Consider the following 21740-nt stretch of genomic DNA (forward strand, 5'->3'; position numbering starts at 1 on the left):
TTTAACTTCCAGCAAAAGCAACAGCATGCCTGCTGACCAGAACGACTCCTGATGACATCGGTTTTTATTTCGCCTTCAGAGTGTAGATACCTTCTTTTGTTACACTCCAGTCGCACTGTGCGCCATGAAATTCAGCCTTGTCAGTGACGGGTTTTGCCGGGCCTGAAGCAGCAATATAGAAAACACAGGTTTTGGCAGGAGGTTGCGAATCTGATGGTGCAAATCGTTTTATTTCATTGTTTGTCAGATAGGGGTGTGACTCTTTTATCCGTGAATGATCATCCGGCTGCCAGGTCATGGTAATGGTGATTGTTCCCCAGAAGTCCCCCTCCCTGGAATTTTGATGCCCAAAAGTAATGGGACTGGCTTTATTAACCCATTGTGGCTTCTGTAACTGTGTGTACGAGCCGGAAGCATCAGGACTTTGATAATCAAACCAGCTAACCTTTTCACACTGATTATTGGGTAAAACCATTGTTCCGGTTTCACTGCTGTAATGGGCATAAGACTCCCACGCTCCTGATTCACTCTCGCTGAATAAATCGATCTTAATGTGAGTTGGGCAGACTGGAGCTGACACAGCCTCACCCGCCAGCAGAGCCGACAAAAAGACAGGAACAATATACTTCATGGAATTAAGCCTTTTCTTAGTAAAAATGCGCACTGAGTATAGAAAAGGTATGAGAAAACGTCTTGATTTTGTTGAACGTTAGCCTTGCTGACACCCCTGTTATGCAAACCCTGTTATTTATTACCTAAGATCATTCCCACGAAGGTGATATCAGGGATAGAACCATGTTTTTACACATGCAGCACAAAAAACAGTTTAAGCGCGTCAGGGGGGTGTGCCAGATATTGATGACGCTGGTCAGCTTTTTTGGTTTCAACGAGGCTGTGCTGGCGGAAAGGTATCGGGCTTCACTTTATATCAAGAACGATAACACTCGTATGATCGTTGTGAAGAATCCTATGACTGAACCATTAAGCATGAGCTATGCAGGTCTGGAACGGAGTTCGATGATTCACACTATGCAGGACGAATAATACGAAAGTCGTAGTTAATCAATCAAAGAGCAATGCGGAACATTCAAATTCACAGCGGATGTAACAAACAGCCAGGGCGAAGTAAAAACAATCGTATCGGAGCGCCCTGTACAGCAGGAGAAGACAATGAAAAAGGAATTCTTTTATGTGTTCTTTATTCATAAAACGCCAATCTCAGGGGCTACGCCGAAGGCGCAACCCACCGGATATTTTTGTCAGGTGGCTTTGTCAGGAAAATGGTACAAAAGTTATTCTGGCCATATCGTCACTCATCATGAAAAATAAAACGCAGCCTTCTAATTGTTTTTCAGTTATTTGCATTGAATAATGCTTAATTTTATCAGATAGGATATTAGCAATATCACCCTCATGATTAATCAAATTAGTTTCTAATTCATGATGTAAAAATATCATATTTGATACTATAAAGTCCGCATCATGCTTAGATAGCTCTCGCGGTTTTGTTTTTTCAGTTTCAAAACCTTCTGCTAGCAGTACTACCAGATAATTTCTTACCTGACCTGATGCAGATTTTTCATGAAATTGATTTAGTGTTGGATCAGCAAGAGATGATACTCCTGAGAAATTAATAATTTTTTCAGCAATTTCCTGTCTATTGATAAGAGCCTTTTCTTTCGGTAAACCATGAATTAAGTGACACAAATAGTCCTTATCAATCAGACTGGTCGGAGTAACTGGAATCAATACTGATAAATTTACATTTACTTCAGATGACTCAGCTAATTCAGCATTTGCTCCGGGAGGAGGAAATTTCGAGTCTTTAGCTGCTCGTAATACTGAGGATACCCCCCTACAGCTGGCATAGAACAAAGTTACTGGAATAGCTGTAATTGCAACGCCTGCAGCTGCAGTTGCCATGCTTACGCCAAGCAGAGCGCCGCCTGCTACAATGCCAGCACCTGCTATCACAGGAAATGCTCTGACTCTTGCACCCCAGCCATAGTATGTTTTTGTCAGACCATTTTTTACAATCGTCATTTTTGAGCTTGATCCAGAACTTGAATATTTAAATTCAGCTGAATAAGAGTGACTGGAAGAGAGTGAAGACAAGATAAGTATTATTGCATAAAATATCCTTATCTTAGAAAGCTTAATTATATTCATTGACTCAACCTCGACATAAAAACTCCTGATTCAAGGTAGAGTCTATTTTCTTTGCTGTCACCTGGCAGAAAACTATGGCAGATACTCATGCCCGATCCATTTAATTTCAGCCTGCCTCCTTTCGACCTGCTCAATGAGAATCAGCAGGGCATGATCAAAGTGCCTTGATCACTTTCTCAATCCCTCCAGGCTCTTCCTTTAGAAAAAAGGCGGTGACTGCGGCAGCATCTCTCGACGGTGTCATGCTGTCGATGAAAGACGGCTCCAGTTATTGGTGGGTTGACCTTCTGAATCTGTCATTTTAACAAATTGCATTTTTCTCAAAATCAGTCTGTTAACCCACATAGATGCAGGTTCAGTATTGTTATCATCAATATATATTTCCTTTCCTTCATGTTCCCACTGGGTCGATTTGATTACAGTCATCAAACGATACAAGTGCATTTTGCAGTATATATTGAACCATGGATCGCACACCCAGAAGTCATTATCTTCGTGCTGCCAAAATTCATCCACTGCCAGATCATTCAAGCTGGCTGTATCTGCCAGTACCAAAAATTGATGTAAGTTTTGCGACGCAAGCCATATATTTGGAATGTGAGTCTCAACTCCATGATTAATCGCTACTATGGAATACTCAAAACAGTTACCGACCCTGTCCATTGAGTTAAATGAGTGTAAAGCATGCAGCAATCGTTTAATATCGTAATTCTGCCTCAAATAACGTACTAATTCACCGGATCTTTCAGCATGATAAATACGCCTTTGTTTTCTCAATGTGGAGGCTGTGCGTAACTGCTCAAAATTGACTGGCAAATCAACCTCTACAGGTCAAAGAAAGTTATCCTGATCTTTCGTATATTTCACCGTATGCACCTGCCTGACTCACTATTCTCCAGTACAGACAATGAACAGTTGCGTTCATTCGTCAAAAACCTTCTCGACACGGTCGAGAAGCAATCTGTGCAAATTGAAAGGCAGCGCGTTCAGATCGAACAGCTGGTCGAAGAGAACGAACAGCTTCGAGCAGAAATTCGCCACCTGAAGAAGCACAAGGGCAAGCCTAAAATCAGGCCTAATGTCTCGGACAAGGGCGATGATCAGGAAGACAGCTCTTCTGCGGAAGACACTGATCAGGCTGCCGGGAAAAGTGACACTGATCGTCCGCCGAAAAGTAAACGACCACGATCACAAGAAGCCGGTGAAACCGCTGCACCACCAATGACTGTTGACCGAGAGGAAATCTGTTCAATCGCTGCTCCCGGTGAGAACTGGCGCTTCAAGTGCTATATCGACTTTTTCCATACTGAGCTGGACTTGCGTTTTGTCACTACTCGCTACAGGCGTGAGTATTACACAACTCCGGAAGGCGGGGTGTCAGCCCCGCTACCTGATCATGTGAAAGACCGTTTTGGCGACAACCTGAAAGCCCATCTGCTGGATTTTTATCATTCATGCAGTACGACACAGCCACTACTGCTATCTTGGCTGCACGACCATGGATGCTCAATATCAGAAGGTTCCCTGAGCAACATCCTGACGAAAGGCCATGATATTTTCCACCAGGAAAAAGAAGAATTGCTGGAAGCAGGGCTGACTTGCTCTGATTATCTCCAGGCCGACGACACAGGTGCTCGCCACCAAGGAAAAAACGGCTACTGCCTGTTTATCGGCAACCCTTATTTTTCCTACTTCCATAGCAGCGACAGTAAGAGCAGGATTAATTTCCTGGGCTGTCTGCAAGGGCAGCAGCGGCTTTATCTTCTCAACGACGTTGCCATTGACTACATGGAGAATCAGGTTGATGTGTCGAAGAAGTGGATCACTGCGCTATCCGAATGCGGCGAGAAGCGTTTCTCAACAGAAGAAGAGTGGGAGAGCTTCCTTAACAGCATTGGTTGTGCTGCCCCGCAACAAAGGCGCTGGGCGACAGAGGGTGTTTTAAAGGCCGCATTGATGCTCAATCATCGCCTTGAGAACCTGATTATCCATAGCGATGGAGCCCGGCAGTTTGATACAGCCTTTCAGCATTCGCTGTGTTGGTACCATGCGGGAAGAAACATGGACAAGCTGATACCGGCCAATGACCTGGAACGAGCCGCCCGTGACACCGTGCAGGATCAGTACTGGTGCCTCTACGACGACATTGAGGCCTACCAGAAAAAACCAACGGACAAGGAGAAACAGAAGCTCTACCAGGAGTTTGATCGTTGGGTAACACAGCGGGTTGACTACCCTGCCTTGCAGGCTGAGTTGGGCAAACTGATGGTTGTCAGGGAAGAGCTGTTATTGGTTCTTGAGTATCCGTGGCTGCCACTGCACAACAACCTGAGCGAGAGGCAGATCAGAGAGTATGTGAAACGGCGAAAGGTTAGCGGTGGTACCCGGAGTAAACTTGGGAGGAAATGCCGCGACACCTTTGCCAGTTTGAAAAAGACCTGTAAACAACACGGGGTGTCCTTTGCCAACTATCTCAGGGACAGGCTGACTGGAACCAATCTGATTCCGCAGCTGGGGCATCTCATCCTGAAGGCATCAGGCTATCAGGAAACGGTTCTTGCCAATGGAATATGAGCAGTTACGGCTGTGCCATAAGATAAGGAAAATGTTTTGTTAGCTGATTTCAAAGATTCTTTAAAAAAAGTCCGGCTATAAATTAACAATTGATGTGCATTATCCTTCTCATACATAATCTGCTACCCCACACTCATAGTCAGACTGTAAGGGCAATGGCACTGACTCAAGGTTGGAGCCCTGAAGTACCAAAGCTTGCCCGGGGAAAGAACGACTATAAAAATCGTAAACATTTTACCCCTGAGCAAGCTTAGTTCATCGTAAGGCATCCTGATCGTACACAGACTTCAGCTGACAAATCCACCTGGCGCTTTAGTTCATTCCATGATGATAGAGAGAATAGGGTAAAAACATAGCCAGCATCACTATTTATCGGAAAATAATTCTAGTGCTTTTAAATGGATAAAGTTAGAGCTTGCGTTATATTTGAACCAGCTATAATAGAGCCTTTCATAAATGAAAAGAAAATGGATAGTTGATCATGAAGTCGTATTTTTTGCGCATCCTTGCAGCGATACCATTGTTCACGGTGAGTCTTTTGGTTCAATCAAAACCATTATCAGCTACCCTTTTTGGTAACAGTGATCTTGGGCCTGATATAGGTCATAACTTCGTGGTTACCAAAGAAAGAGGCTTGAAGAGAAGTGGAACAACACCTACCGGAACCTGTGATACAAGATTTATAATTGCTGTTTCGGCAGGAACGTCTTTTACCAGAATTCGTATAGGATATATGCCAGAGGGTAGCAGGAAGCCAGAAATTATTTACAGGGGGAAACTGCCCAATAAAAATAATTATGTTGATAACAAACCCCTCGCTCTTATTAAAAAGCTAATCAGCGTTGGTTTAAGCGAGCTTATAAAAAAACAGATATACGGACAAAACCTCTGTTATGACCTCGGACTGGCTATGCAGATCGAAAACATATTGACTGATGATGCCAGAGACCTTTTATTCAGTCTGGCCAAAGATACAAAATCCAGAGATATTGATCATTTTTCCTACCTTGAGGCTGCATGGCTGGGCACCTTTGATACCTATGAGACCAAAGGTCAGGGAATCTTAATTTCGGCAGGAGGGCTTGATGATCTTGAAATACTCGGGCTTACGACTAATCGTGAAATTAACTTTGCCAGTTCAACTGGAACCTATCTTAAAGAACGTCTCTATGAAAAAGGGTATTTAGGGTGGTTTAATCGTTCTGGCTCATTGGTGTCTGAAAAAGATACCTTATCCCCTGATGAACAAGCCCAAAATATATCTGATTTTATTGACTTAATGGTAAATGCCCGCCCATACCTGCAAGGTTTGCCCATTGTCCTGTATGATGCAAAAGAGTTTTCAGGTAATCCAAACCATTCAGAAGATTCTGAGCCTGAATATTACAGAGAAGTATTCGACTACCTGAAGATCATTAAAGTGGTCAAAGAAAAAAGTGATGCAGCTCTGGACGGTGTTTTGATAAAAATGGCTCGTAAGAGGAACCCAGCGCTTTTATAGAAAGTCACTGGTATGTGAACTATGGGGTGATGCCTCCAGGCGTAGACCTGTCCACTACATTCTGAGTGCATCACCCTCACCCGCTCAATCAGTCTGGCAGCCAGAATCCTGCCTGTGCTAACCTCTCCTTCCTTTTAAGTATGAAAATGCAGCTCTCAGAGACTCTGTACTCATTTTCATGTTTTGGAGTGAGCTGCACTCTTATTTATTAAGAGCCGCTCATGACTGTTTGGCAACATTACACAATTGACTATTTTCATGGAAAGACACTTTTGCAGTGACAACGCTTCCGGTGTTTGTCCGGAAGTCATGAATGCTCTGATTCAGGTCAACCAGGGTCATACCGCCTCTTACGGTAACGATGCCCTGTCCCGGGATACTGAAACGCTGATCAGAAAAGAGCTGGGCAGGGAATGCACTGTTTATTTCGTTTACAACGGCACGGCTGCTAATACCCTGGCCTGCAAAGCAGCCCTGAAAAGCTTTGAAAGCATTATCTGCCCCGACACCGCCCATATTGTTACCCATGAAGTCGGCGCACCAATCAATGCCACAGGCAGCAAAATGCTGACGGTTCCGGCCACTGAAGGAAAAATCACTGCTGAACAGGTTCGCAGGGCGTATGCTGATGAAACGTATTGGGGGCCTCATGCCACCCGGCCCAGACTGGTCAGCATTACCCAGTCCACTGAGTGGGGAACCATTTACAGCCTTGAGGAGCTGGCGGATATTAAACAGGCCTGCAACGAACTGAACCTGCTGCTCCATGTCGATGGCTGTCGTCTGTACAATGCTGCGGTCGCACTTGGCTGCTCTCTGGCAGAACTGTGTGAGTACGTCGATATTCTGTCTCTGGGAGGCACCAAAAACGGTCTGATGTTTGGTGAAGCACTGGTATTTTTTGACCAGAGTGCTGCCGATGGCTTTTTGCACCTGCGAAAACAGGGTCTGCAACTGCACTCTAAAATGCGTTTTATCTCGGCACAGTTCCAGGCACTGTTTACGAACCGGCTATGGTATAAAAATGCCTATCATGCCAACGAAATGGCAAAACGACTGGCAGAGGGTTTGAGTCAGATCAACAGTATTGACCTGCTCCACCCGGTACAAACCAATCAGGTATTTGTGACTATGCCCGAAGCCATGGCAAAAGCACTGATCCGCATTGTTCCCTTTTACCCAAACGGGCCTGCTCCTGATGTTTACCGGTTTGTTACGTCCTTCGATACCTGCCCTGAAGAAATCGAAACACTGTTAGAGGCTGCCAGAAAAGAGGTCAGCTAGCGTTGTGCAAGGCTGGCAGCCTCCATGCTGCCAGCAGCCCCAGACCGCCGCTTGTCATCAGGTACCAGGCTGGTGCCTGAAGGCTGTTACTCCAGCCAATCAGTGCCATGGCAATCACCGGCGTTAAGCCTCCGAACAGAGCAAAACCGGCGTTGTAACAGAAGGCGATGCCTGAATAACGTACATTAACCGGAAACAAAATCGACAGGGTTACCAGCCCACCGGCCAGGGAACCCGCCATCAGTCCACTAAACAACATGACAAGATACACATCTGCACCGGATTCATACCAGTAAAACACCGGCACTGAAGACAGTACAATAAAGCTATACGCTGCAAGCAGAAGACGACGGACAGGCAACAGGTCAGCCAGGTGTCCGGCAACAATGGTCACTAACGAGGTGAAAAAAATACCTATGCCACCAGCCAGCGCAACATCACTGTCAGGATAATTCAGAATTTTTGTCAGATAGCCCGGTGTAAACAAAAACAGCAACGTTATACAGCTTGCTCCCGGAGCAGTCAGAAGAACACCAGTCAATAACTCACGTCGATGCCGTTGCAGCAGTTGTACCAGGGGGACAGCCGAACGCGTCTTGTGTTTAACGAGCTGTAAAAACAGACCAGACTCCTGAAAATGCTTGCGCACAATGTAACTGCAAATACCCAGCGTTCCTCCCAGCCAGAAAGGTACTCGCCAGCCCCACTCCTGCATGCTGTCTTCAGGCAGCCACCAGAGCATAAAGGCATTCACCAGCGAACCAAACAGGATTCCGTTCGTTAGTGCTGAAAACAGCAGGCTGATCACCAATCCACGACGATGATCAACCGTTTCACTCAGGTAGGTCATGGCACCGGGAATTTCTCCCCCGATAGAGAACCCCTGCAATATGCGCAGAAACACCAGCATCAGCGGCGCCCAGATGCCAACCTGAGAATACGTTGGAAGACACCCCATCAGAAAGGTTGACAGTGCCATAACCAGAACCGTTGCGACAAAGACAGGTTTACGTCCAAAGCGGTCACCCAGATGCCCAAACACAATCCCGCCTAATGGCCGGACAAGATACCCTATGGAAAAGGTCGCAAACGTTGTCAGCAGAGAAGTGTAAGTGTCGTGTCCGGGGAAAAACTGATCGGCAATGTACGGTGCCATCAAGGCATAGATGATGAAATCATAAAGCTCCAGAAAACCACCCATTGAGGTTATAAATATTAATCCCAGCTGATCCCGGGATAAATTTACTGTGCTGTTGCTCATCACCATGAAATACCTTCTCAACATCGGTTACCGCAGCCCGAACGTTATAGCCAGCCCGTTAACATCACCCCTAAACTGATGTACTGTACATAACCCCGGAATTTTTCAGTCATCGGGAATGACCAGTCTAGAAGCCAGATTGTCTGAGCGCAGGTTATTACGCAGTATTACTCCCACGTTATGACGACTAAACTTGTAGCCAAACAGCAGTTCGCCATACCCTCTGAACACCGCCCTTATTCGTTAGATGGCGATATGGCATTTAACTTGAACTAAATTCCAAAAACTTAGTGCAAACATTATAAAATCAATCCAGGTCATTGATATGAAAATAATGAATGCAAGATTTAAAATGGTCTTATTGATGAAGTTTTTTCTGTCTTCATATTTGCATGCATATGACTTTATACCATGTAATTCAGAGCAATTACATGGATGTGTCTCTGAAATTTTAAGCTCTATTAATATTAGACATTATGAATATTGTAATCTTGAACAGGTTTATTTTGGAAAAGAATCTGTTACTCAAGATGAATTCTATGTATTGACATGCCCATATGATAAATTATTTTTTAAACAGTCCAAAAATACTTTTCAAAATAATAATGTGATTATTAATTATTTATTGCAAAACTGCTTATCTAATCTCTGTTCTAGTTTAGTTAAACCAATTGCTGAAGTTCATGCTTTAAATAAAACATCGCCTGCTCATTATTTAGTTTATCCCCACATAAATGGTGATACATTAAGCACTTTAAAAGAGCAGATGTTTCAAGGTGAGTTAAATAAAGGTCGATTAAATATTTTATATAGAACTATCGGATTGACACTTGGTACTATGCATAAGTCAGGAGTCAGCGAAGAAGTTGATGATTTTATTTCGTTAAAATCTCATTTAGTGCATGGTGATTTACATAGCTCAAACATAATCATTAAATCTAATAACAATATCCACTTTGTAGATATAGATGGTTTATCTGAATCACTAAAAGAACCTCAGTATTTGACTAAAGATATTCATTCAGTGACATTACAGGTTTTACCGACACACATATTGTTACTCGATGATCCATCGTTAGCTGCCTGGGTTGTTGCTATTCCGGAATTTGTTAATAGCTTTACAGAAGGCTATTGCAGTTCGATGAGTGCAATTGAATACAATCACTGTGATTCGCAAATAAGAAATTACATAATCATGCTTTTGAAAAAAACCTATCGGTCATTTCTTGCCAAAGATAACTTAGCATCAGATGATGAATTAGAGCCTGTGTATATAAATTCATATGTATTGGAGAATAGATTGAGACAGTTGCTTTAGCCATCTAACAAAGCGATTATCTTCAACACTTTCTTCACTCAGAATACGGGCGGTAATGATACCGTGTTCACAGACACCTTCGGCCTCTTTCCGGTACGTATCTGAAAAACTACTGACCCTGACCTTTCCCCCTGTCTGTTACCATGGAGTAATCAGGCCAGGTGACAAAAACAATCAGCAGCGAGAAGAGTGAAATAATCATCAGGTATATTGCCGGGCCGGTCGTTACACCAAACCACTTGACCAGCAGCGTGCTTGAAACCGGCGCAAGACCACCAAACAGAGTTATTCCCAGGTTATAGGTGATTGCCACCCCGGTATAGCGCACTTCCGTGGGAAACAGCCTTACCAGCATTGGCGGCAGCACCCCGGTCACAAATGCCGCAAGAATAGCTGACACCATCATGATCTTGCTGAGTTCAGCGCCTTCAGAACTGATGTACTGATAGTAAGGCAGGCTGGTACCGGCTATCAGCACAATACTGAACAACAGCAGCAGTTTATGGGAGTAACGATCATTCGCCAGCCCCATCAGCAGACAGATCGGGGCTGACATAATATACGCCAGCGATGCCTGCCAGGCGACTTCATCACTGGCGAAGCCGTGTAATGTCACCAGATAGCCGGGCATATAGACTCCCAGAACAGTGACGGCTGCGCCACATACGGCGATAATGCAGAACCCGCAGACAAAACCACGCAGATGGTTACGCACCAGTTCCAGAAACGGGACAGTCTGATGCTGTCGCACCTGATTCAGTGCCGTAAACAGTCCGGACTCATCAAACCGTCGTCGCATATAGAAACTAAGCCCTCCCAACAGGCCACCTATCCAGAAAGGTACCCGCCAGCCCCACTCCGTCATAACATCCAGCGGCAGAAACAGTGTCAGCAACCCATGCACAAAGGTCGCCAGAGAAAGCCCCAGCATTAACGACATAAACAGAATACCGATAACCAGCCCGCTGCGTCCGGGAGTGGTTTCACTCATGTAAGTCATCGCACCGGGCAGTTCACCTCCCAGAGAAAAACCCTGAAACAGTCGCAGTAAAACCAGCAGGACAGGGGCAAAAATGCCAATGCTGTTATACGTTGGTATGCACCCAATCAAAACGGTGGTCAGTGCCATAATGGATATGGTTAATGTGAACGTTTTTTTACGTCCACGGCGATCACCAAGATGCCCGAAGAAAATACCACCAAGAGGTCGTGACAGGTAACCAACAGCAAAGGTTGCAAAGGTTCCCAGCAGAGAAGTCATCGGATCACTGGAAGGAAAAAAACACTCCGCAATATAACTCGCCATCATGGCATAAACCATGAAGTCATAGAGTTCCAGCATCCCTCCCAGGGAGATAGCAAATGCCAGTCGGTACTGTTCTTCTGGAACATTTGTACAGTGACGCATATTTTGCAGGGTCACTACACCGTCTCCCACCTGTTAGTTGAATAACACAGACTAGTACATCGTTGCAGTGAGGATGGAGTGTCGGCTGGAATAAAAAGCAGACTGGAATAAAAAGAAGCTGATGTTTTGACCGGTATTACTGAGGCGAAGCATGCAAATGAACGATTTTCCATTCATTACCAAGCTTCCTGAGAATATGAGTCGCTCTCAGCGACTGCAGTTCCGTGGCTGATCCCTCCGGCTTCATTCTGGTTTCAAACTGCCAGGTACTGCAACAGCCAATCACATCGCCAGACTCCCAGAACGATTCCAGCCGATATTGAACAGATTCGATTTCAAACTGGTCAAACAGGGATTCATACCAGACCCTGAGACCGCTGTGAGTGGTACAGCTGACATTTTCACTGCTCCAGAACAGCAGCTCGGCGTCCGGGGCGTAGTGCGCCAGCATGCCATCAATGTAGCGTTGCTGATAATTATCAGCCTGCTGGTTAAACAACGTGGTAATCGCTTCCGGTTGATTCTCCATCGCTCTAACCCCTGCCTTTAATTAATGTCTCTGGTTGACTCTTTATCAGATCACGCCCCCCAAGTATAGGTTTGATCAGACTTATCCAATCGATTGCTATGCTTAAGCGGCGTATTGAGGCTGCAATCTCTGCCTTAACCATAAGGAGCCACCATAAGTAGCTACCATAGGAGCAACCATGAAAAGGAGCAACCATGAAAAGGAGCAACCATGAAAACGCTGGCCCGAATACTCTTTCCCATGATGATGCTGGCTGCTGAAAGTAGTCTGGCCAACGCCAACATCACAACACTCAGGAACTATATCAAAGCCACTTATGGGCAGGAACTGATAATTTCTGACGCTCAGATAAACCAGTTGAGCTGGGTGATGGATAACCCGCTGGCCACTCCGGAAATGGATTTCTACAAAGTCAAAGGGATTCACAGAGAAGTTCCAAGAGCCCTGTCACGGCTTTATAACCTGCAACGGCTGCGATCAGGCACCAAAGAGGACTTTGAGAAATTCATTGCTCCGCAAAAGGATGAAAAGGCTGAAATACTCTCGGCTGAAATACTCTCGGCTGAAATACTCTCGGCTGAAAGTTTCAGGCAGCTGTCAGCCGATATTCGTGCATTGAAGGACTACCGTTATGAGGTGCTGGCAGCAGCTGCCATCATCTCGGCTGTTACCCTGTCGCCGGAAGCCATTCATAAAGCCCGACTTATCCCGAATCTAAAGCTTCCAACAGACAGCGTAAAATTCCTGGCAGCCACTGCGCCGGAAGCCGGTAAAATTTACCCTCTGGCGCAAGCATTGAACAACCGATTCAAAACCGGCAATCATCTGTTTGAAGTTGCTTTTATGCCCGACAGCCACCTGCGTCACATGATGTATAACGAGGGTTCACTGTCAATGTATGAGCATATCGACCAGGGGCTGAGCAACGGCTCAGTTTCCGGAGACGACCTCAGGTTCTGGTACTATCACTGGGTGATCAATATCACCGGATTCCGTGGACATATTGCCCCTAAAGGCTCACTGTACCTGACTCAGGATACCTACAACGCCATGACAGCCGTAAAGTCAGTGCTGGATCAGCTCGGCACCCGTAAAAAAGACTTCAACCCAATGCGGGCTTATCTGGCAAAACGTTCTGACTGGCTGCAACTGGAGAAACTCACGCAGAATACCAACGAACAGCTCGCTCTAGCTTCCATTGCTGCCTCTCTGCGACTGTTTTCAGCTGAACAGGGAAAACAGCTCTATCAGGCTTTCAGGCAACTCACCCCGGCCGACCAGAAACGCTGGCTGGCTTACAGTCAGTATCAGTTCACTAATACCCGGACACCAGCCCCCACTTATGCTCCGGCCCTGTTTGCCAACGCTGTTGCAGAAACCGGGCTGACTGACACTGTCATAAAAGTCCTGCCTCGGTTTCTTGACGTTATCGACAAAGAACAGCAGATGCGCAAAAACGGTAAATTAAACCTTCAGGTTCCTGTGTCATTCCACAAACTCAGTCAGCATCAGCAGGTTAATCGACTCCTTCACCAGTCGCAGAAAGGTTCAGTCACTATTGACCCGGTCACAGGTATTGCGTCGATAGCAAAGTAACCGATAACAAGATCGTCAGTAAACAGTCCCCAACCACAGGGAAAGTACCGGAGGGTTCAGTATGTTTCATCAGTCTTTTTCAGCCAACCATCAGGGTAGAGACTTTGCCATTGGCGATCTCCACGGCATGTACGACCTGCTGTTCGAAGCGTTGGATAAAGTGGATTTCGACTTTGCCAAAGACCGGTGCTTCAGCGTAGGCGACCTGATTGACCGGGGAGCCAGGTCTGAACAATGTCTCGGCTTGATCAACGAGCCCTGGTTTCATCCGGTCTGCGGCAATCATGAAGATACATTGCGAATGGTGGCACGCTGCCTGGCTTCATCCGCTATCACTGCCGACTGGATTCTGAACGGCGGGCGCTGGCACCTGATGGTTCCTACCGAAAAACTGCATTACTATGCCGACCTCGTCGATACCCTGCCCGAACTCATTTCTGTTACCACACCTTCTGGCAAACTCATTGCCCTGTGCCATGCTGAATACCCCCTGCCTTACTGGGCGCCGGACGACATTGAAAAAGACAGTGAGCTGAGAAACTACATGATGTGGTCACGCGAGAAAGTCCGAAGCGGGGATACATCAACGGTTTCCGGGGTCGATGCCATTATCTGTGGCCATACGATTGTAGAGTCTCCACAGCAGCTGGGTAACTCTTTCTACATAGACACAGGTGCTTTTCAGTCGAATATTCTAACCCTGGTCAACCTGGAAAACCTTCAGGTTGTGACATAATAGTGATGACTTTCCCCGACGACAGTTATGAACCTGATGACAGAAACATTTTTTGCCCCCAAATCCCTGACAGATATCGACTGGACTGCCTGGCAGGCCAAAGACCCTGCCACCCTGACGTTCGTGATCAAGAATAAAAAAATCCTGCTGATACGAAAAAAACGCGGACTGGGTGCCGGAAAAATAAACGGCCCGGGCGGACGCCAGGAGCCAGGAGAAACCAGGCTGGAATGCGCAGTCAGGGAAGTTCAGGAAGAACTGTGCATCACCCCATTGAATATGCAATATCGGGGAGAGTGCCGGTTTCAGTTTGTGGACGGTTACTCAATTCATGTTCACCTGTTCACTGCCACAGACTACGAAGGCACACCCACTGAAACCGATGAAGCTATTCCACTCTGGTTTAATCTGGATGCCATTCCCTACGAAGAAATGTGGGAAGACGACAAGGTCTGGCTGCCCCTTATGCTGCAAGGGAAAGCCTGCTCCGGTCGTTACCTGTTCGACAACGATACGATGCTGGATTATCAGCTCGAGTGACATACTCGCTGTCGTATAGGTTGCCGACTCTTACCCTTATTCCTACCAATCCGCTGTTTTAAAATTATCCGGCGTGAGGCTCATAGGCAACAGTTGTTCAACACTGCCTGCTTCTGGCAGGGTGGTTATGCCCGCTCCTGCGTCCTGCTGTGTTCCATTCCTGTTCTCCTCCTGTTCTACTCCCCCTACGTGGCTCAGCGTAAAAGGCTCTACGTTAGCGTCAGCTGCGTCGCTTTCTGTTACCGAGAGTTCAATAAGCGTGATTCGGCTCCGATCGGGACTGATTGCTATTTCAGCTTCAGCTGGCACAGTTATTTCATCTACCACTCCTGGTAATTCGTCGTTCGCTGGTAATTCGATGTTAATATCATTCGAGAACCGATAAATAGTCACATTACCGCGCAGTCGAATCGTGGCAGCAGCAGTCGCACCAGCAGCCGCTCCGGAAATAGTGCTATCCGACAGGATCGTGGGGTTATGGAGGAACGGACAGATAAAAAGATTCTCAATCGGAATCAGACTTGAAGGAAGCATTATGCGCTCTATCTGAATTGCGTGCGATCCACGTATCTGGTCGAACAGGACTGGATCCAGTGGGACATAATTATTTGGTAATCGATCAGAAATATAGGTCACCCTCTTATCATCCTTCCTGCCAGTAGAGAGGCCGGGTCTGGAATCATCGTTAGGTTCTTTAACGTCCCATAAACCGACGCTTAAATCACTAAGGACAGTAGTTTTTTTGTTGCCGGTTCTGGGTGACTCTTCACTTTGTGGCGTCATAAAATACACGTTTGAGAACAGCTTTCCCTTTTCATAAAAAGTACTTTTGGATTGAACCAGGTTCCATTCCCTACCTTTAGAGGAATATGTGTAACGGTCGATTGTATCCATTGCATGCACGTACATCGCAGAAAAGCAGGTAAAAAAACAGGCCAGCAATGGCAGTGCCACTGGTTTCAGAATGTTCATCATCAAATACCTAAACCATCACTAAGGTGATAAAGAGAGCGTCGCTTCCATACAGCGGTGCTAAATTAAAACGCTCGCAAAAACCCACCTTTTTGCCCTTCATGATGTAATGGCAGAGATGCCCTTAAGCAGGCCTCTGCCGCCAGTGCTGTAAAGAGCAAAAAGAAGAGATTTCGCAAGTTGGCGCGACTCAGCATAGACGGTGTTGAAATATCCAGCAGTTTTAATTCAACCCAATAGCCCCAAAGGTTACAGGGGCATAAAAAATTTTCAAACAAAGGGTTGAAAGCGAAAACCATCGTCCTTATTAATAATATCGACGATGGCTCATACGAGCATTGTCGCAAAACCAACGACCTGTTCCTGGGGAAAGGTCACTGTTAATAACATATTGCTCGATTGAGGATATGACAATGCGTACTATCGATTTAGACTTCAGCCCACTGTACCGTTCCGTGATTGGTTTCGACCGTGTTGCCCATTTGCTGGAAGGCATGACAAACAATAGCCAGAGTACCAAACAGGGCGGCTACCCTCCTTACAATATTGAACTGCTGGCAGAGAACCAGTATCGAATCACTATGGCGGTTGCCGGTTTCACAGAAGACGAACTGGATATTGAAAGCCGTGAAAATGTTCTGGTGGTTCAGGGCAAAAAACAAGCCGACGACACTGAACGTCAGTATCTGCACCAGGGCATTGCAGAGCGCAACTTTGAAAGAAAATTCCAGCTGGCTGACTATGTAAAAGTTACCGGCGCCCAGATGGACAACGGCCTGCTCCACATTGAGCTGGAACGTGAGATTCCCGAAGCCATGAAACCCCGCAAAATTTCCATCAGCGGGCAGCGTATGCTGGAAGCTGAGACTGAATAATTAATTATTCGGTTCCTGTCATTAGGTAAGGCGGGGCTATTGCCCCGTCCTTCCCACAGAACCGTGCGTACGGACCTCGTACACGGCTCCTGCACTCTCTATCCCTTAACAATAAGGGGCAAGAACGCCCGTTTTAACGCCTTCCAAATTGAACAACTTTATCTCATTGAACCAGTTGTTCGGCATGGCTAAATGCGACAGGGGACTGCACGCATTTCTCCATGAACGCATTTTGATGTACTTAAATGGTGGCTTGTAACCCAGTTGCTTCAGCCGACGATGCAGCTTCGCTGGTTTCTTCCACTGTTTCAGTTGTAAACATCTCAGCCTGCGCCTCATCCATCCTGTCAGCCGTTTTAATTCACGACTACAGTTCGCTATCCTGAAGTAATTAGCAAATCCTCGTATCACAGGGTTCAGTTCTCGGATTACTCCTTCAAGGTTCGTTCCCCGATTCCTTTTCGTGATTCGCTTTACCTTTGCTTTCAGTGCGTTGAGCTTCTTTTCCTGTATGCGCGTATAGCTGCTCAGGATTTCAACTCCCAGAAATTTCACACCCTCGCCGCTATGGGCTATGTGTGTTTTATTCTGGTTGACCGTCAGTTTCAGGTCTTGCTCCAGTACTTTGGTCGCCACTTTCAGAGCGTTTTCTGCCGCTGCTTTGGAGCCACACAGAATCAGGATATCGTCCGCATAGCGGACAATCCTGTGCTTGCGTCGCATCATTTCCTGATCAAACGCATCAAGATAGACGTTTGAGATTAAGGGACTGATCACTCCGCCCTGTGGACTGCCTGTTTCCGTGGCTTCCAGTTGATAGCCAACCATCACCCCGCTTTTCAGGAACATTCTGATCAGGTTCAGGATGCTTCCATCTGCCACTTTGTGCCTGAACGCCTTGAGAATTAACTCGTGGTCGAGTCGGTCAAAGCATTTGGACAAGTCCATGTCCACCACCCAGCGTCTGTCGTACTTTCGTATGAACAGGGTCGCCTTGGTAATGGCTTGATGGCAGCTTCGATTCGGTCTGTACCCATAGCTGGACGGGTGGAAGTCCGGATCAAAGATCGGGGTCAGGATATTTAGAAGTGCTTGTTGGACGATTCGGTCTTTTACTGCGGGGATTCCCAGCAGACGCTTTCCACCGTCTTCTTTGTCGATTTCTACACGCTTTACCGGTAGCGGTTTGTAGCGCTTTTCCCGCAATTCAAGCAGTAACTGTTCAAGATTCCCACGCAGATTCGAGGCGTAGTCGCTCAGGCTCTGCCCATCTATTCCGGCCGCACCTTTCGCTTTCCATACCTTTTTGAATCCGTTGTAAAGCGCTTCCATCGTCAGCAAGCGCCCATACAGGCTATAATATACTCTCATCAGTTACTGTCTCACGACAGACAGATTGCGCCATCCTTCTACTGTGGCCGGATTCTTCATGGACATTCACAGGCGTTCTGGCTCAAGGCAATCTACCTGCTACCTGTCCTTTACTCCCGAGCGCGGCTCTTTCTTTTAGCAGGATTGTTCCCAACCTCACCAGCCAAAGATGTCCTGCCTCGTCAGGCAGCTTGTGCGCTCACAGTATCATTCCTGCGGTCTGACTGTTCTTTAAGAATGCTTCACCCCTTCGCAACATCTGCCGCTTTTGACGACACATGCCCTACAGTCACTCTGGCTGTAGTCATTCCGGTTTTGCCCTCCGAACGGTTACCCGCCTTCACAGGCCGGAATTTCATCACTACTACAGGATCATCTGCCACCTCACACCACTGTTACCCTTGAGTTTCCTCTTGCGATAACAGCCCCTGAGATTCAGAGATTGATGCCAGGCTTCCCCAGTTACTAAACGGTTCCCTGTCAGAAATGCCACCCTCAAGCACAGAGTTGGGACTGACTGAGTATCGGGCTTTGCGCTATTTCGCACGCTTGCCGCTCCCAACCTGCCGAATCAGGTTCGCTTGCGCTGTGTACCTCTGACTTCCTATGGCTTCCTTCAGACCCAACCGTTGGCCAGTTACGCCCTTGCCATTCAGATTGCCTTCCCCTCAGTCGGGGCGGCTCAGGCTTCTTTCAGCCTGACGGGTTTGCCCGCTTCGCTGGGCAAACAAAAAAGAGCCCTTTTAAGGGCTCTTTTTTATTGTGAATGCAATTTGGATATCACCACCCGGTTACTCACTGATGACTGTAGAGCGTTCATGAATACGCTTTTGCAATAACACAATACGGTCAAGATCTTTGCTGGCATCCAGAGCCATTGCAAGCTCTTTAGCCTTTTCTGCATCTTCTTCCGCTTTCTGCCACTCTTTCATGGCCAGCAGCACTTTCGCTCGCTGTTGATAAAACAGCATCCGGGTTCGGGGTGGTCCCAACTGGAACTGAATACCATTCAGTCGGGTTAATGCCTGATTATAATGCCCCTGCAGATAACTGACCCTCGCCAGCCTGATCACCGTTCTGACCACATCATACTGATTACCCGTTTCCCTGAACAACGTTTCAGCATTCATCAGCGCCTCTCTGGCACGCTCCAGACTGCGCTCTTTTCCGTCAGTCAGTGCCGCTGCAAGGTTGTATAACACCTTACCACGCAGGAACGGGGCCGGTTTTTTCTGTCTGTCAATAATGGTCAGAGCCTCTTCGGCAAGACTGACGGCACGACCATCATTTTTGACTCTGGCAACCGCTGACTGCAGATAAAGGCTTTCGACGATGGATCGCCAGTCTTTTTTCGGATCTGACAGAGTCTCTGCAGCTTTGGCAAAACTCAGACAAAGAGTGTATTCGCCCAGATAGAAATAGCTGGAGGCAAGACTGAGCAACAACGCCCGTTCCTGGCTGAACTGTTTGCCTTTCCTGACTTCCTCCAGCGCGCGTTCACCCCAGTGGATATGCGACCTCCAGCACCCCTGTCGCTTAAGTACCGAACCCGAGCCCAGAACCCATTCAGGCAGAGACAGGCGGTCTGCAGCTGATGGCTGTAAAGACTGACAATACGAAGGTTCTTCAGCATGGTTTAATGCCTTCTGACTGACTTCTTTAGATTCACCGGAATGCACTTCAGCAGCACACGCCTCACCGGCACACACTGACGACGACAGAATAAAGCCCGCCAGCAGACACTGTATTTTTTTCATGGAGCCAGTATAGAAAAAGTTGTCATATTCACAATGAGTCAATGATGTTTATACATTGGTTTCCACAGACGTGAGCAACCGATACACTGAGATTAAATCCAACCGGGGCAAGCCTGATGAGTGATCAAAGCAACATCGCCTACGATAAACTGGTCGAACGTTTTACCAAGCTACACCGGCTAAACCATCTGAGCGCCATCGCCAGATGGGATCAGGCTGCCATGATGCCTTCCGGCAGTAACCGGGCTCGCTCGGAAGCCCTGGCTGAACTATCAACACTCACCCACGAACTACTGACCGCCAGTGAAGTGGGAGACTGGCTACAGGCTGCCAGTGAAAAACCTCTGGACAGTTTCAAAAAAGCATCCCTCAGAGAGATGGTACGGCAATGGCAGAACGCTTCTGTCATGCCCGCCGATCTGGTAAAAGCCAAGTTACTGGTGACTTCAAACTGTGAACACGCCTGGCGCTCCCAAAGACCAGACAATGACTGGCAGGGCTTCAGTAAAAACCTTGAAGAAGTGCTTCGCCTGACCAGAGAAGAGGCCAGCATTCGGGCAGAAGCCTCAGGGCTTAATCCTTATGATGCCCTGTTGGAGCTTTATGAACCCGGTATGACCTGCAAACAACTGGACGGACTGTTTGGGGACGTAAAAAACTGGCTCCCGGATTATGTCCGGCAGGCGACCGAACAACAGAAATCCAGTCACTATCAGATGCCTGAAGGGCCATTTGCAACCGACAACCTGAAAGCTCTGGGCCTTGAAGTAATGACATTGCTGGGCTTTGACTTCGACCGGGGCAGGCTGGATGTCAGCATTCATCCTTTCTGTGGTGGTGTGGCTGAAGATGTTCGTATCACGACCCGCTACCGGGATGATGACTTTATTGAGTCGCTGATGGGCGTTATCCATGAAACCGGCCACGCCCGTTATGAACAGAATCGCCCGGAAGACCGATTGAACTTGCCGGTCAGTAATCCTCGTTCAATGGGCATCCATGAAGGGCAGAGCCTGTTCTTTGAAATGCAGCTTGGTCGCAGTCGCGAGTTCCTGTCCCTGATTCGTCCTCTGTTGTTGAAGCACCTCACCAATGGAAAAGAACTGCCTGCCTATCAGCTGGATAATCTGCAAACCCTTTACCGGCAGGTTAAGCCTGGCTTTATTCGGGTTGAAGCGGATGAAGTCACGTACCCGGCACATATCATCCTGCGTTATGACATTGAAAAGGCGCTGATCAATGGTGATATGACGGTGGCTGATCTGCCTGACACATGGAATGAGAAAATGCAGAAATACCTCAATCTGTCTACGCAAGGTAATTATAAAGATGGGTGTATGCAGGATATCCACTGGCCTTGCGGTGCGTTTGGCTATTTCCCCAGTTACACGTTAGGTGCCATGTACGCAGCGCAGCTGTTTGCTGCTATCCAGACCAGCATTCCCGATGTTCACTCCAGAATCAGCAGTGGTGACTTGTCCCCTGTCTTCGACTGGTTGAAAGACAATATCTGGAGCCAGGGCAGTCGCTATACCACATCAGAACTGATGGTCAGAGCGACAGGGGAAGACCTGAATGCCAGCTTTTTTAAAGAACACTTGAAAAAACGTTACTTAAAAGGCTGAAGTAATATGTCTACGCAATGTATTTGTCCATTAGTCGCCTATACTGCCAGCTCATTTTTTGCTGTTGCTCAACAGCCTGAAGGTAGTCAGGAAAAAACTAATGGACCGTTGTTTTTATTTTTTTCTCTGGTTGTTTATTTCAGTGGGGAAAACTTACTCACAAACACAATCAGACACCCTTTATCCTTCCCACTCAAACAATATAACACTGCCTGAAAACATTC

At 46.9% G+C, this 21740-nt stretch carries 19 protein-coding genes; 10 read left to right on the top strand and 9 right to left on the bottom strand.

The features are described from left to right. Positions 1–64: 64 nt before the first annotated feature. Positions 65–631: a hypothetical protein gene (locus NX722_RS15900; protein ID WP_262563809.1), complete on the bottom strand. Its 567-nt coding sequence runs from the start codon at positions 629–631 to the stop codon at positions 65–67. A gap of 164 nt (positions 632–795) precedes the next feature. On the opposite strand from NX722_RS15900, the gene NX722_RS15905 reads away from it, so the two are divergent. Further along, positions 796–1044 carry a hypothetical protein gene (locus tag NX722_RS15905; RefSeq protein ID WP_262563810.1) on the top strand — a complete coding sequence of 83 codons (249 nt, stop codon included), beginning with the start codon at positions 796–798 and terminating at the stop codon, positions 1042–1044. Between the two features lie 228 nt (positions 1045–1272). Here the strand turns inward: NX722_RS15905 and NX722_RS15910 are convergent, their stop codons facing one another. Further along, complete coding sequence (locus tag NX722_RS15910) at positions 1273–2169, bottom strand: hypothetical protein (protein WP_262563811.1); 897 nt, start codon at positions 2167–2169, stop codon at positions 1273–1275. A gap of 240 nt (positions 2170–2409) precedes the next feature. Continuing rightward, positions 2410–2985, bottom strand: coding sequence for a hypothetical protein (locus NX722_RS15915; protein ID WP_262563812.1), 576 nt, complete (start codon positions 2983–2985; stop codon positions 2410–2412). A 54-nt stretch (positions 2986–3039) separates the two neighbouring features. Between NX722_RS15915 and NX722_RS15920 the strand changes: the two genes are divergently transcribed. The 3 genes from NX722_RS15920 (at position 3040) to NX722_RS15930 (ending at position 7528) form a co-directional block, all read left to right on the top strand. Continuing rightward, positions 3040–4743: an IS66 family transposase gene (locus NX722_RS15920; RefSeq protein ID WP_262563696.1), complete on the top strand. Its 1704-nt coding sequence runs from the start codon at positions 3040–3042 to the stop codon at positions 4741–4743. Between the two features lie 481 nt (positions 4744–5224). Continuing rightward, complete coding sequence (locus tag NX722_RS15925) at positions 5225–6244, top strand: hypothetical protein (RefSeq protein ID WP_262563813.1); 1020 nt, start codon at positions 5225–5227, stop codon at positions 6242–6244. 258 nt (positions 6245–6502) lie between these two features. After that, complete coding sequence (locus NX722_RS15930; RefSeq protein WP_262563814.1) at positions 6503–7528, top strand: threonine aldolase family protein; 1026 nt, start codon at positions 6503–6505, stop codon at positions 7526–7528. On the opposite strand, the gene NX722_RS15935 is transcribed toward NX722_RS15930, so the two are convergent. After that, positions 7521–8789, bottom strand: a complete 1269-nt coding sequence (locus NX722_RS15935) for an MFS transporter (RefSeq protein ID WP_262563815.1) — start codon at positions 8787–8789, stop codon at positions 7521–7523. The two genes, NX722_RS15930 and NX722_RS15935, sit on opposite strands and share 8 nt — an antisense overlap. Positions 8790–9114: 325 nt before the next feature. On the opposite strand from NX722_RS15935, the gene NX722_RS15940 reads away from it, so the two are divergent. Then, positions 9115–10107, top strand: coding sequence for a protein kinase family protein (locus tag NX722_RS15940; RefSeq protein WP_262563816.1), 993 nt, complete (start codon positions 9115–9117; stop codon positions 10105–10107). 109 nt (positions 10108–10216) lie between these two features. On the opposite strand, the gene NX722_RS15945 is transcribed toward NX722_RS15940, so the two are convergent. Continuing rightward, on the bottom strand, positions 10217–11515 hold the full coding sequence (locus NX722_RS15945) for an MFS transporter (RefSeq protein WP_262563817.1): 1299 nt from the start codon (positions 11513–11515) through the stop codon (positions 10217–10219). A gap of 136 nt (positions 11516–11651) precedes the next feature. Then, complete coding sequence (locus NX722_RS15950) at positions 11652–12044, bottom strand: YybH family protein (protein ID WP_262563818.1); 393 nt, start codon at positions 12042–12044, stop codon at positions 11652–11654. A gap of 210 nt (positions 12045–12254) precedes the next feature. Between NX722_RS15950 and NX722_RS15955 the strand changes: the two genes are divergently transcribed. The 3 genes from NX722_RS15955 to NX722_RS15965 all read left to right on the top strand — a co-directional run bounded on the left by NX722_RS15955 (position 12255) and on the right by NX722_RS15965 (position 14916). Further along, a complete protein-coding gene (locus tag NX722_RS15955; protein WP_262563819.1) occupies positions 12255–13640 on the top strand; it encodes a DUF6829 domain-containing protein in 1386 nt (461 codons plus the stop codon). Positions 13641–13701: 61 nt separating this feature from the next. Then, positions 13702–14376, top strand: a complete 675-nt coding sequence (locus tag NX722_RS15960; protein WP_262563820.1) for a metallophosphoesterase — start codon at positions 13702–13704, stop codon at positions 14374–14376. A 36-nt stretch (positions 14377–14412) separates the two neighbouring features. Next, a complete protein-coding gene (locus tag NX722_RS15965) occupies positions 14413–14916 on the top strand; it encodes an 8-oxo-dGTP diphosphatase (RefSeq protein WP_262563821.1) in 504 nt (167 codons plus the stop codon). A gap of 42 nt (positions 14917–14958) precedes the next feature. Here the strand turns inward: NX722_RS15965 and NX722_RS15970 are convergent, their stop codons facing one another. Beyond that, positions 14959–15891, bottom strand: a complete 933-nt coding sequence (locus NX722_RS15970; RefSeq protein ID WP_265442360.1) for a hypothetical protein — start codon at positions 15889–15891, stop codon at positions 14959–14961. A 410-nt stretch (positions 15892–16301) separates the two neighbouring features. Between NX722_RS15970 and NX722_RS15975 the strand changes: the two genes are divergently transcribed. After that, positions 16302–16763, top strand: coding sequence for an Hsp20 family protein (locus tag NX722_RS15975; RefSeq protein ID WP_262563824.1), 462 nt, complete (start codon positions 16302–16304; stop codon positions 16761–16763). Positions 16764–16868: 105 nt separating this feature from the next. On the opposite strand, the gene ltrA is transcribed toward NX722_RS15975, so the two are convergent. Next, complete coding sequence (gene ltrA / locus NX722_RS15980; protein ID WP_262563619.1) at positions 16869–18134, bottom strand: group II intron reverse transcriptase/maturase; 1266 nt, start codon at positions 18132–18134, stop codon at positions 16869–16871. A 791-nt stretch (positions 18135–18925) separates the two neighbouring features. After that, the gene (locus tag NX722_RS15985; protein WP_262563825.1) at positions 18926–19891 is read right to left on the bottom strand and encodes a hypothetical protein; all 966 of its coding nucleotides are present in this window, start codon (positions 19889–19891) and stop codon (positions 18926–18928) included. Between the two features lie 116 nt (positions 19892–20007). Here NX722_RS15985 and NX722_RS15990 point away from each other — a divergent pair, with 116 nt between their 5' ends. Continuing rightward, on the top strand, positions 20008–21516 hold the full coding sequence (locus NX722_RS15990; RefSeq protein WP_262563826.1) for a carboxypeptidase M32: 1509 nt from the start codon (positions 20008–20010) through the stop codon (positions 21514–21516). The last annotated feature ends 224 nt before the right edge of the window (positions 21517–21740 follow it).

Source organism: Endozoicomonas gorgoniicola, from assembly GCF_025562715.2.
Classification (GTDB): Bacteria; Pseudomonadota; Gammaproteobacteria; order Pseudomonadales; family Endozoicomonadaceae; genus Endozoicomonas_A; species Endozoicomonas_A gorgoniicola.

Excerpts from the sequence above, each read along its gene's own strand:
- NX722_RS15935 (WP_262563815.1), bottom strand. The coding sequence starts at position 8,789 with ATGAGCAACAGCACAGTAAATTTATCCCGGGATCAGCTGGGATTAATA.
- NX722_RS15985 (WP_262563825.1), bottom strand. The coding sequence starts at position 19,891 with ATGAAAAAAATACAGTGTCTGCTGGCGGGCTTTATTCTGTCGTCGTCA.
- NX722_RS15910 (WP_262563811.1), bottom strand. The coding sequence starts at position 2,169 with ATGAATATAATTAAGCTTTCTAAGATAAGGATATTTTATGCAATAATA.
- NX722_RS15905 (WP_262563810.1), top strand. The coding sequence starts at position 796 with ATGTTTTTACACATGCAGCACAAAAAACAGTTTAAGCGCGTCAGGGGG.
- NX722_RS15960 (WP_262563820.1), top strand. The coding sequence starts at position 13,702 with ATGTTTCATCAGTCTTTTTCAGCCAACCATCAGGGTAGAGACTTTGCC.
- NX722_RS15975 (WP_262563824.1), top strand. The coding sequence starts at position 16,302 with ATGCGTACTATCGATTTAGACTTCAGCCCACTGTACCGTTCCGTGATT.
- NX722_RS15920 (WP_262563696.1), top strand. The coding sequence starts at position 3,040 with ATGCACCTGCCTGACTCACTATTCTCCAGTACAGACAATGAACAGTTG.
- NX722_RS15970 (WP_265442360.1), bottom strand. The coding sequence starts at position 15,891 with ATGATGAACATTCTGAAACCAGTGGCACTGCCATTGCTGGCCTGTTTT.
- NX722_RS15955 (WP_262563819.1), top strand. The coding sequence starts at position 12,255 with ATGAAAACGCTGGCCCGAATACTCTTTCCCATGATGATGCTGGCTGCT.
- NX722_RS15990 (WP_262563826.1), top strand. The coding sequence starts at position 20,008 with ATGAGTGATCAAAGCAACATCGCCTACGATAAACTGGTCGAACGTTTT.
- ltrA (WP_262563619.1), bottom strand. The coding sequence starts at position 18,134 with ATGAGAGTATATTATAGCCTGTATGGGCGCTTGCTGACGATGGAAGCG.
- NX722_RS15950 (WP_262563818.1), bottom strand. The coding sequence starts at position 12,044 with ATGGAGAATCAACCGGAAGCGATTACCACGTTGTTTAACCAGCAGGCT.
- NX722_RS15945 (WP_262563817.1), bottom strand. The coding sequence starts at position 11,515 with ATGCGTCACTGTACAAATGTTCCAGAAGAACAGTACCGACTGGCATTT.
- NX722_RS15925 (WP_262563813.1), top strand. The coding sequence starts at position 5,225 with ATGAAGTCGTATTTTTTGCGCATCCTTGCAGCGATACCATTGTTCACG.
- NX722_RS15940 (WP_262563816.1), top strand. The coding sequence starts at position 9,115 with ATGAAAATAATGAATGCAAGATTTAAAATGGTCTTATTGATGAAGTTT.
- NX722_RS15930 (WP_262563814.1), top strand. The coding sequence starts at position 6,503 with ATGGAAAGACACTTTTGCAGTGACAACGCTTCCGGTGTTTGTCCGGAA.
- NX722_RS15965 (WP_262563821.1), top strand. The coding sequence starts at position 14,413 with ATGACAGAAACATTTTTTGCCCCCAAATCCCTGACAGATATCGACTGG.
- NX722_RS15900 (WP_262563809.1), bottom strand. The coding sequence starts at position 631 with ATGAAGTATATTGTTCCTGTCTTTTTGTCGGCTCTGCTGGCGGGTGAG.